Raw genomic sequence first — 9,517 nt, 5'->3', positions numbered from 1 at the left:
AGCTGGACTGGAATCTGTACCTCGGCACACTGAAACCCCGCGGCCGTTTACATTTTGTTGGTGCAACCTTGGATCCGCTGGATATCGGTGTGTTTCCACTGATCCTGGGTCAACGGTCGGTGTCCGGCTCACCGGTTGGCAGCCCTGCAACCATAGCCAGGATGCTTGAATTTGCCGTTCGACACAAGATCAAGCCGGTCGTCGAGACATTCAGCTTTGATGACATCAATGCGGCTGTCGCAAGATTGAGAAGCGGCAAAACCCACTATCGCATTGTGCTCAGTCGCTGATCCCTGCCGGTTGTCTCGACGGATACAACCGGGGAAAGGCATTGGGCGGCTTTGCCGAACCGAACGTCCCGGCAGGCAGACTCCTGCGGAGACAATTTACGACATTACCCTGTCGTTGCAAAAAAACAGGGTGAAGCGTCCCGAAAGAGGGATTACTCACCTGACAAATGGAGAACCCATCCATGGGCACTACACTTTGGTTTTTGATTCTTCTGCCAGTAGGTCTGGGTGCATGGGGGTTTCATCGGTACCGGCAACAGGATCTTAAGATTCAGACGCTTAAACAATCCCTTCTGGAAATCAATCAAAAAACGCAGGACAAGGAAGAAACGCACAGGCAAAACCAGGCCCGCTGGGAGCAGACCGAGGAAAAATTGCGCAGCTTCCTTCTGTTGATGGACACCTTGATGAACACCATCCCCAACCCCATCTATTTCAAGGACGCCGAAGGGGTTTACCAGGGATGCAATAAAGTCTTCGCCAAACAGATCCTGGGTCTGACCCGGGACCGCATCATCGGCAAACGCCCCATGGAGATGCCCGATCAGATCCCGGCCGACCTGGCTGCCGCCTATCAGCGCGAAGAATACAAGATGATCGACAAGGCCGGCTTTCACACTTTCGAAACCCAGGTGCAGTGCGCCGACGGACAACGCCGGGACTTTCTTTTCAACCTGGCGCCCGTAGTGGATAGCCAGGGCAATCTCAGCGGCAGCGTGGCCGTCCTTTCGGACCTGACCGATAAAAACCATGCGGCCCTGAACCGCATGCAAAAAGAGCGGCTGGAAGGCGTTCTGGAGATCGCCGGTGCTGTCTGTCACGAATTCAACCAGCCCTTGCAGACCATTTCGGGCTACACCGAGCTGATGGCCATGAACCTGGATGGCCATGAGGCGCATGCCTATATCGACAAACTCACCGACCAGATTGAACGCATGCGCGGCATCACCGACAAGTTGCAAGGCGTAACCCGTTACGAAACCAAGGACTATGCCGGCAACACGAAGATCATCGATATCAATAAGGCATCGGATAAACAGTAAGCGTGAAGCAAACCACCAACCCCTCATGATTGAAGGACTCGCCGCAGATATCATTGTAATAGTCCACCTGGGTTTCATCGTGTTCGTTGCCCTGGGTGGCATCCTCGTCATCAAATGGCATAAAATTGCATTCCTGCATCTTCCCTGTGCGTTGTGGGGCGTACTGATCGCATTTGGCGGGTGGATCTGTCCGTTGACACCCCTGGAGATGCACTTTCGACAATTGGCCGGTATAGCCGGATACGACGGCGGTTTTATCGACCACTATGTCATGCCGCTCGTCTACCCGGCCGGTCTGACGCGGGGAATGCAGATCGCTTTCGGAGTGATCATTCTGGCGGTTAATCTGTTCGTTTACGCTCGGGTGCTGGTGAATCGGACCAAGCAGGGAAACGGCCGGACATTATCATGAATTAAAAAAGTTGCCGAAAGGTGGATCTGTTATGGCTATTTTTTAACTTTCCTGTATCTGTTATCTTAAACCAATCTGGTTTATGGTCAGGACAGAAACTATGAAGGGCCCATCTTCGCATAGCCACCCCCACTCGAAAAAGGAGCCACAACGATGAGCACCGATCATGATCGACTGTCGCTGGCCCATGCCCTGGGCGCCCGGGAAATCATCCGAACACACCTGTCGCCGACGCCCCTGAGGCTGTATCCCAGCCTGGACCGCTGCATCGGTGCCCGTGTCTACATCAAGCATGAGAACCACAATCCCACCGGCACCTTTAAGATCCGGGGTGGCATCAATCTCATGCATCACCTGGCCAGCCAGGGGATATCCGGTGTGACCACCTACTCTACGGGCAATCATGGGTCCTCGGTGGCCGCCAGTGCCCGCATGTTCGGTTTGACGGCGACCGTGGTGGTGCCGGAAGGGTCGAACCCGCTGAAGATGCAGGCCATCAAGGACGCCGGGGCCGAACTGATCGAGTATGGAAAAGATTTCGAGGAAGCGGGTCAAAAAGTAGCTCAACTGGTGGAGGAGCGGGGGCTTTATTTCGTCCATCCGGCCAACGAACCCCACCTGATCAACGGGGTGGCGACCGAGTTTATCGAAATTATCGAGAGGGTGCCGGACCTGGATGTGATGATCATCCCCATCGGCGCGGGCAGCGAGGCAGCCGCAGCCATCACCGTACTCAAACAGATCCGACCGCAAATCGAGATCATCGCCGTTCAGGCCGGGGCCTCCCGGGCGGCCTACCTCTCCTGGAAGGCCGGCGAAGTCGTCACCGCCCCCAACACCACCTTTGCCGGCGGCGTGGCAACCGGAACGGCCTATGCGGTTCCATTTGGGCTCTACAAAGACGCCCTGGCGGATTTTGTACTGCTCACCGAAGCGGAACTCTACGAGGGCATCGCCCTGGCCGCTCACCACACCCGCAACCTCACCGAAGGTGCCGGATCGGCCTGCCTTCGGGCGGCCTTTAAGATCAAGAACCGATTGTCCGGCAAGAAAGTGGCTCTCCAGATGAGCGGCGGCAATGCGTCGGGGGTCGAACTGCAAACGGCTATGGCATTGCCGTGCCTGCTGGATGGGGTCTGCTAGTACCCATCCACAAATGGCATCGACCATCGTTGAACAAACCCAGCAAAAGATGACTGTAGCGTAGAGCGGGGGTTTTCGTTCCGGATTTAATCAATTTGCATCGTGGGTTGACGCTTTTGTGCGGATTCCATTGATGCGGAGATGTTGGAAAGGCTGATCATGCTCCTAAAGTCCAACGGATTGTTGCTATAAACCTCTATCGCCTGATTGACTCCCAAATCGGTAACTACCTGGATCGCCGATCTTAGCAGTCGGTATTGGGGAAGCTCCTCACGCTCGGTCAATATATCTGCCAGGAGATCGGGCGACCCTTCGTGTAAAAAGCGGGTTAATATTTCCGGCATCACCTGCCAGACGACACCTCCTACGATGGCCTCTTCCACAACCATCCACTCGTCGACAACCTGCTGCACCTGCTCGAGTTGGGTTGGTTTGTATCGCACCAAATCGGCTTGCATGGCAGTTTCGGTAAAGGGTCGCACGAGAATGTGAAGGGTCTCTTCTATGGGAACGATAAGAACATTGAACGGGTTTATAGCGCTGTTCTGCCATAAGGTGTAAGGTTCGCGAACAAATTCAAATTGATTGTCCGCTTCGATTTTCAAGAAGGAGGTAACCGATCCGATCTTGCTGTCAAACATGCGGTTACTCAATTTTATCTTAATTTTACGCTGATCGTCATCTTTATTGTAAAACAGATACTCTTCGACATACTCATCGACGAGATTGTGCACCAAGTATGCCGTTATGCCGGTTGGTTGTTGCGGCTCCGCGAGTGTCGGCAGCGGTCCCATGAGTGTCACAATCTGTTCGTAGGGACTGGGCATATGGATTCGGGTAAGCAAGTGGTCCACCGCTGTCAGACAGTATTGTTCGAACAATTGGGCATACTCGCCTCGGCTTTCCGGGACTACCAGCAATCGTTTGGAGGAAGTACTCAACTGATAGTTTAGCGTCTTGCTATTAAGCTGTGTTCTGATGTTTTTTAATAGCGTTTGATCCTGATTCAAATAAGCGATATTTTCCCGATTAAGTTGATGATCAAAGTCTTCTTCCGCCGCACCGAATTCCACCAACGGGTCTTGTAAATCCTGCAATTCGATAAAGTCAAGCAGTCTGGAATAGTCTGGATCAGTTGCTGGCAGGTTGCTGGCATACAAAGTATGTGCGCCGACTAACAAAGATAGAAAGAAGCCAACCACCGTGATAAATTGATACGCCATGAGATCATCCTCGCAAGCATGTGAATGACCCATTCAACCAAGGGTCGTCCCCTTTGGCCAAATGATCAACCAATACTGCAGCAAATACCAAGCCTATTCATCATGAAAGCGAAAAAGAAACAGCACGTGGCCATTCCTGATGGGCAATTTCGGAGGGTAAATCAGATAACATCATGTTATATATAATATTAATGCATAGTGGCATTGATTCAAATTTTTTCCCGCTGGGAACCGATCATTTTTTCGGTAATCGGAATCTATGAAAATCTGGTGCATATTGCAAAATGCAGTTGCAATATGCAATGATTTCCTCTGCGACGGAAGTTGAGACGGGTGAGATAGCCCTGTGTATGATTCCTCTTGTTTTGCATGCGCGCTTATTCCAAACCACGCTCATTTGTTAAGGCAAGGAGCTCCTTATTCCATATACCCCAGGCCAATTGCAGATACTTCCGGGCCATGGCTGCCCAGCTTTCGTTTCTTCATGATCGCTCCTTTTTTTTGGGACCTGTTACAGGCTATCCAGATAGTCTTCTGCGAAATCCACATCCAGCTCCACCCACAGCGGCAGATGGTCACTCAATTGAAATGTGCGCCACTCATTTAGATAGTATGCTTCGCGCAGGTTCCTGTCGGCGCGGACCTGTCGGGTTTTCGCGAGCTTTTCTGCCAACCGCTTCAGCTTCCCGGTACGTGTCTTTGAAGGTTTTTTGGCCTCCCACGCCTGTTGTTCTGCATCCATGGCCGCGAGTTTGGCCGCCAGCGTGGCATCCACATCGTTGTCATAGAGATCTAAATCCGTGCCACGGAAAAGCGTATCGAACAGCCGCAAGACCCCGTTGGCGCGCTCCGTTTTCGCCATTCTCACTTCGCCCTCACGAGCCCAAAAGGAGATCTGATCATAAAATTTGGTTTGGGTGCGGTTGCTGCCCTCCCGGTTGCGCACAATGGTGAATTTGGCCTGCTCCAGGGCATCGGCAGTGGCATCTCCAAATTTTTCAATGTTGAAGTCGCCGACCAGAATGTAGGTCTGGTCTTCCCGGGCGGCCCGCTTGGCCAGAAAGCGGGCCACGGACTCGATCTCCTTGACCCGACGCTGGTAAGCATCCGACTTTTTCGAGGCGCTGCCGTAGTAGATGTGCACCGTGGCAAGCATGAACCGCAGCCACCCGCTTTGAAAGGCACAGGCGAAGGGTGTTCTGGCGAATTGAAGTTTATGGGTCACGTCGCTGATCAGCATCTTCTCGGGCAGCACAATCTCACCGGCAATACCCTGGAAGGATACCTTGTCACGGTGGTAGATAAATCCCAGGCGCTCTTCGTTGCCTGAACGGCCTTCGGTGACGTCGGTAAGGATGAATCGGTATTCATCCCCAAGGATCGACATCAACCGATCCATTGGCCGCAGATCACGGCATATCTCCTGGACGGCGATGGCGTCGAAACGGGAGATCACCTCGGCGATGTATAAAAAGGTCTCCTCGAGGCGGGGTCCATTGCCAAAGCGGTTGTTGTCAAAGTTGCGGATGTTCCAGGTGCCCAGGACCAGAGTGCCCTGGGCGGTGCGCTTGGGCAATTGCTCGTCGAGAAACCGGCGCAGGGCCTTTAGATAGCCAATGGCCCGGCGGCGTTTGCCAGGTTCCAGATACTTGAGTTTCCAATATTCCATAGTCAGGTCCTTTCCAAATGTTGAAAGAAACGCTAAAGTAACCGTATCTTTTTCTTCCGGCCAACGGCTATCGTACCAGAAGCCATCTCAACGATCGGAGCAGGGTTCACGATCGCGGTGAACCGCGATAGCGAGCGAACTGGAAATCTATCCGCCTTGCAACCCGTGAGCATAACCAACGGAGGAACCGACAATCGACATGAGAGCCGCCGTGATAACCGGCTTTGGGCCGCCAGACGTATTGACCGTCCACAACGTGCCTGTCCCCCGGCCGCAGGCGGACGAAGTACTCGTGCATGTGCGTGCAGCGGCCATCAATCCCAAAGACACCTTCATTCGCAAGGGTCGCTTCAAGCGCTTTACCGGCGAAAAGTTCCCCATTCAGACCGGTTTCGACTTTGCCGGCGAGGTGGCCGAGATCGGACCAGGTGTGACGGACTCACCGGTTGGAGAAGCGGTCTACGGCATGCTGGACGGCTGGCAGGGGGGCACCTGCGCCGAATATGTATCCGTCAGCACCGGCCGGTTGTGCAAAAAACCGGAAGGGGTGTCTTTCGACGAAGCAGCGGCGCTGCCCCTGGTCTCGCTGACGGCCCTGCAGGCCCTGCGCGACCGGGCCGGCATCGCAACGGGAATGCAGGTCTGCATCAACGGGGCCTCCGGCGGCGTCGGCAGCATGGCCGTTCAAATCGCTAAAATTATGGGCGCCAGGGTAACAGCCATCAGCAGCCCGCCCAACCACGACTATCTGGCTGATTTAGGCGCCGACCGCTGTATCGATTACCGTCACGGGAACATCGCCGCCCCCGGGCAGCGATTCGACATCTTCTTCGATGTCTTCGGCAACCGGCCCTTCCGGTCTGTCAAACCGATCCTGAGCGATCGGGGCGTGTGGGTCTCCACGGTGATCCGGCCGCATGTTTTTCTCAGCGTCATCCTGACCCGGCTTTTCTCCCGTCGCAAAGCCAAAGTGGTGTTGGTCAAGTCTCTCCGAGATGACCTGGAACAGGTCCGTCGTTGGGTCGAGACCGGCGTTCTCCGGCCGGTTGTCCACAGCGTGTACCCGCTGGAGAATATCCGGGAGGCCCACGTTCAGCAGGAAACCAAACACACCCGGGGGAAGATCGTCATTCATATGGGATGACACGGCCACGCGCCGTCAACGGGCATCCTAACATATCCGGCTTGCGCGTCGCCTGCACAGAATGTCGTTAACCGGAAAAACGAAGGGAAACCCATGCAAACCGACCGGAGTGCCTGGATAACGGCCATCATTAACAATTTCGTGGCGTCATCGCGTGAAAACACCCTGAACACGCCTACCGGTGAAAAGGCTTTTGATCCACCGCTGGTCGGCTTTTCCAGCGGCAGCGACCCTCTGTACGACGAATACGTGCGACACATCGGCGATTTTTATCTGCGTCCCATCGACATTTTTAACCTGGCGTTTCCGGAAGAAGCGCCAGGTTCGCCTGGCGCGTTGACGGTGATCAGTTGGGTGCTCCCCTCTACATCCCAAACCCGCCATGACCAGGCCACCGAGACAAAGCGACCGTCCGGACGATGGGTTTACGTCAGGCATCATGGCGAACACTTCAACGAAGCACTGCGCCGGCATGTCGTCGTAAAATTGACCGAAGCCGGCATCCAGGCGGTCGCCCCGGTGTTGGCGCCATTCTGGAGCAAATCGAGCCAGGGATCCTACGCCCCATGCTCCAACTGGTCGGAACGGCATGCGGCATATGCGGCAGGGCTGGGCACTTTCGGGTTGTGCGACGGGCTGATCACCCCGGTCGGAAAAGCCATGCGGACCGGTTCGGTCGTCGCGCGGGTGTCCATCGTCCCAAGCCCGCGCCCGTACACGGATCGTCACGCCTACTGCCTTTTTTATTCCCATGGCACCTGTGGCAAGTGCATTGCCCGATGCCCGGTCAAAGCCATCAGCAACGCCGGCCATGACAAAACAAAATGCAAGCAGTACACCAACGTCACGATGAACGCATTTGTCCGCAATGCCTATGAAATCAACACCTATGCCTGTGGCCTTTGCCAGGCCGGCGTACCGTGCACGGATCACATCCCGAACCCGGATGAGGGCTAAACGAGTTGTTGACCGTCGTCATGTGTGTCGTCTGCTTCAGCGGCAGTTGTCTTGGGCGACGCCAGTCCAGCAGAAACCTATGTCTTCGATGAGAAAAATTCCTGTGCTCTTTTGGCTAATTCTTCGGGTGAAACTTCCTCAACCAGTTGGCTGAAAGACCACCGGTAGCCATATAGATCTTTGACAATGGCAGATCTCATTCCCCAGAATTGATTCTCCGGTTCACGCATTGATTCGGCGCCGGCCTTGATCGCTCTGTCGTAGGCGCTGTCACAGTCCGCGGTCATGATCGAAAAAAGACACGAAGCGGTAGTGCCTTCGGGCAGTGCAAATGCCTGCTACTCCTCGGCCTCGTCCGATATATAGATGCGGGTATTTCCAACCAAAAATTCGGCATGGGCGACACCGCCGTCCGGTGCGGGCATGCGGAATACTTCCACTGCACCCAAAGCGGCTGAGTAGAAAGTCAACGCGCTCGCCGCATCCTTCACGGTAAGCGATATTGCCAAGTTGGCGATGCTTTTTGTTCCATTTTGCAATTACCTCCGTATTCGTTTTGTTTGCCGTGATTTCGGCTTTAAGAAAATTAAAATGCAAGGAGAGAAGGAAGAAGTCGTATCGGTAGTCCGCGACGACTAAGAGCGCAGTCCAAATAAATCATCTAAAGCCTATTGCTATTCCTTTTTGCGACTGAGGGCCAGGTTGATCACCGCCAGCATTGAGGTGCCCACGATGAGCAGAAAGGAGACGGCGTTTATGACGGGCGTGGAACCGTCGCGCACCTGAAGATAGAGGGTGATCGGCAGGGTGGACTGGGACCCCACCAGAAACAGGGTGGTGTTGAAATTTTCGAAAGACATCAGAAAGGCCACCGCAAAGGCACCGATGATGGCGGGACGAAGGAACTTGAGCGTGATGTGCCAGATCACCTGCAGCCGTGTGGCACCTAAGTTCAGGGCCGCCTCTTCCAGGCTGTGGTCGAATTTTTTCAGCCGGGCCGACACCACCAGCGTCACCAGGGTCGAGATGAAAGAAAACTGGCCCAACACCACCAGCCAGAATCCCGGTCTGAAAAGGGGCACGTCCAGATTGAAGGTGTTTTCGAAGAACATCCCCAGGGTGTTGGCAAACAGCAGGATGGAGATGCCCAGAATCACGCCGGGGACCACGAGGGGGGCCAGCATGAGAAAATAAAGCGCCTGCTTGAAGCGAAAATTCTCCTGCTCGAAGAGAAAGGCTCCGCAGGTGCCGACAAGGGTCGAAAAGATCGACACCCAGAAGGCGACCTTGAAGCTCACCCCGATAGCGGAAAGATTGAGCGAGTCGTGAAAGATGCCCACCCGCTCCGGCAGATCCGCGGTGAACCACTCGAGGGTGAACCCTTTCCAGGGAAGCGCCGGAAACTGGGAGTCGTTGAAGGCCAGCACGCAGGTGATGAACAGCGGGGCGAAAAGGAACACGAAAAATAGGGCGATGTATAGCTTGAAGGCCAGGGTGTAGGGTCGCGTATTGGGCAGCGAACGGATCATTGAACCACCTGGCTGAGTTTCTGGCGGGTGAGTTTGAGCCCGATCCAGATAATCGTGGAAGAGAGGATCAGCAGCAGGAAGCCGAAGGCCGCACCCTGGTTCCAGTT

9 protein-coding genes and 1 pseudogene are annotated in these 9,517 nt (G+C 54.6%); 6 read left to right on the top strand and 4 right to left on the bottom strand.

Features of this window, described 5'->3' with window-relative positions:
- The 4 genes from QNK41_RS08825 to QNK41_RS08810 all read left to right on the top strand — a co-directional run.
- The coding region (locus QNK41_RS08825) for a hypothetical protein (protein ID WP_413815131.1) at nt 1–290 on the top strand (290 nt) is incomplete at its 5' end.
- A 182-nt stretch (nt 291–472) separates the two neighbouring features.
- On the top strand, nt 473–1,333 hold the full coding sequence (locus tag QNK41_RS08820; RefSeq protein WP_319255843.1) for a PAS domain-containing protein: 861 nt from the start codon (nt 473–475) through the stop codon (nt 1,331–1,333).
- Between the two features lie 25 nt (nt 1,334–1,358).
- Entirely contained in the window at nt 1,359–1,745 is a 387-nt protein-coding gene (locus QNK41_RS08815) for a DUF2784 domain-containing protein (RefSeq protein ID WP_319255841.1), read from the top strand.
- A gap of 153 nt (nt 1,746–1,898) precedes the next feature.
- Nucleotides 1,899–2,888, top strand: a complete 990-nt coding sequence (locus QNK41_RS08810) for a threonine/serine dehydratase (protein ID WP_319255839.1) — start codon at nt 1,899–1,901, stop codon at nt 2,886–2,888.
- Nucleotides 2,889–2,974: 86 nt separating this feature from the next.
- Here the strand turns inward: QNK41_RS08810 and QNK41_RS08805 are convergent, their stop codons facing one another.
- The gene (locus QNK41_RS08805) at nt 2,975–4,111 is read right to left on the bottom strand and encodes a hypothetical protein (protein WP_319255837.1); all 1,137 of its coding nucleotides are present in this window, start codon (nt 4,109–4,111) and stop codon (nt 2,975–2,977) included.
- Between the two features lie 511 nt (nt 4,112–4,622).
- Nucleotides 4,623–5,780, bottom strand: a complete 1,158-nt coding sequence (locus QNK41_RS08800) for an endonuclease/exonuclease/phosphatase family protein (RefSeq protein ID WP_319255835.1) — start codon at nt 5,778–5,780, stop codon at nt 4,623–4,625.
- A gap of 211 nt (nt 5,781–5,991) precedes the next feature.
- On the opposite strand from QNK41_RS08800, the gene QNK41_RS08795 reads away from it, so the two are divergent.
- Nucleotides 5,992–6,924 (top strand): NAD(P)-dependent alcohol dehydrogenase, encoded by a 933-nt coding sequence (locus tag QNK41_RS08795; protein ID WP_319255833.1) that lies wholly within the window; start codon nt 5,992–5,994, stop codon nt 6,922–6,924.
- Between the two features lie 93 nt (nt 6,925–7,017).
- Nucleotides 7,018–7,881 carry an epoxyqueuosine reductase gene (locus tag QNK41_RS08790; protein ID WP_319255831.1) on the top strand — a complete coding sequence of 288 codons (864 nt, stop codon included), beginning with the start codon at nt 7,018–7,020 and terminating at the stop codon, nt 7,879–7,881.
- Between the two features lie 77 nt (nt 7,882–7,958).
- On the opposite strand, the pseudogene QNK41_RS23020 reads toward QNK41_RS08790, so the two are convergent.
- Nucleotides 7,959–8,372: pseudogene (locus QNK41_RS23020) on the bottom strand (VOC family protein).
- A 183-nt stretch (nt 8,373–8,555) separates the two neighbouring features.
- Nucleotides 8,556–9,410 carry an ABC transporter permease gene (locus tag QNK41_RS08780; RefSeq protein ID WP_319255827.1) on the bottom strand — a complete coding sequence of 285 codons (855 nt, stop codon included), beginning with the start codon at nt 9,408–9,410 and terminating at the stop codon, nt 8,556–8,558.
- Between the last annotated feature and the right edge of the window lie 107 nt (nt 9,411–9,517).

Source organism: Desulfosarcina sp., assembly GCF_033791525.1.
In the GTDB taxonomy this organism is placed as follows: Bacteria; Desulfobacterota; Desulfobacteria; order Desulfobacterales; family Desulfosarcinaceae; genus Desulfosarcina.
This window is presented reverse-complemented; position numbering and strand designations above follow the sequence as displayed.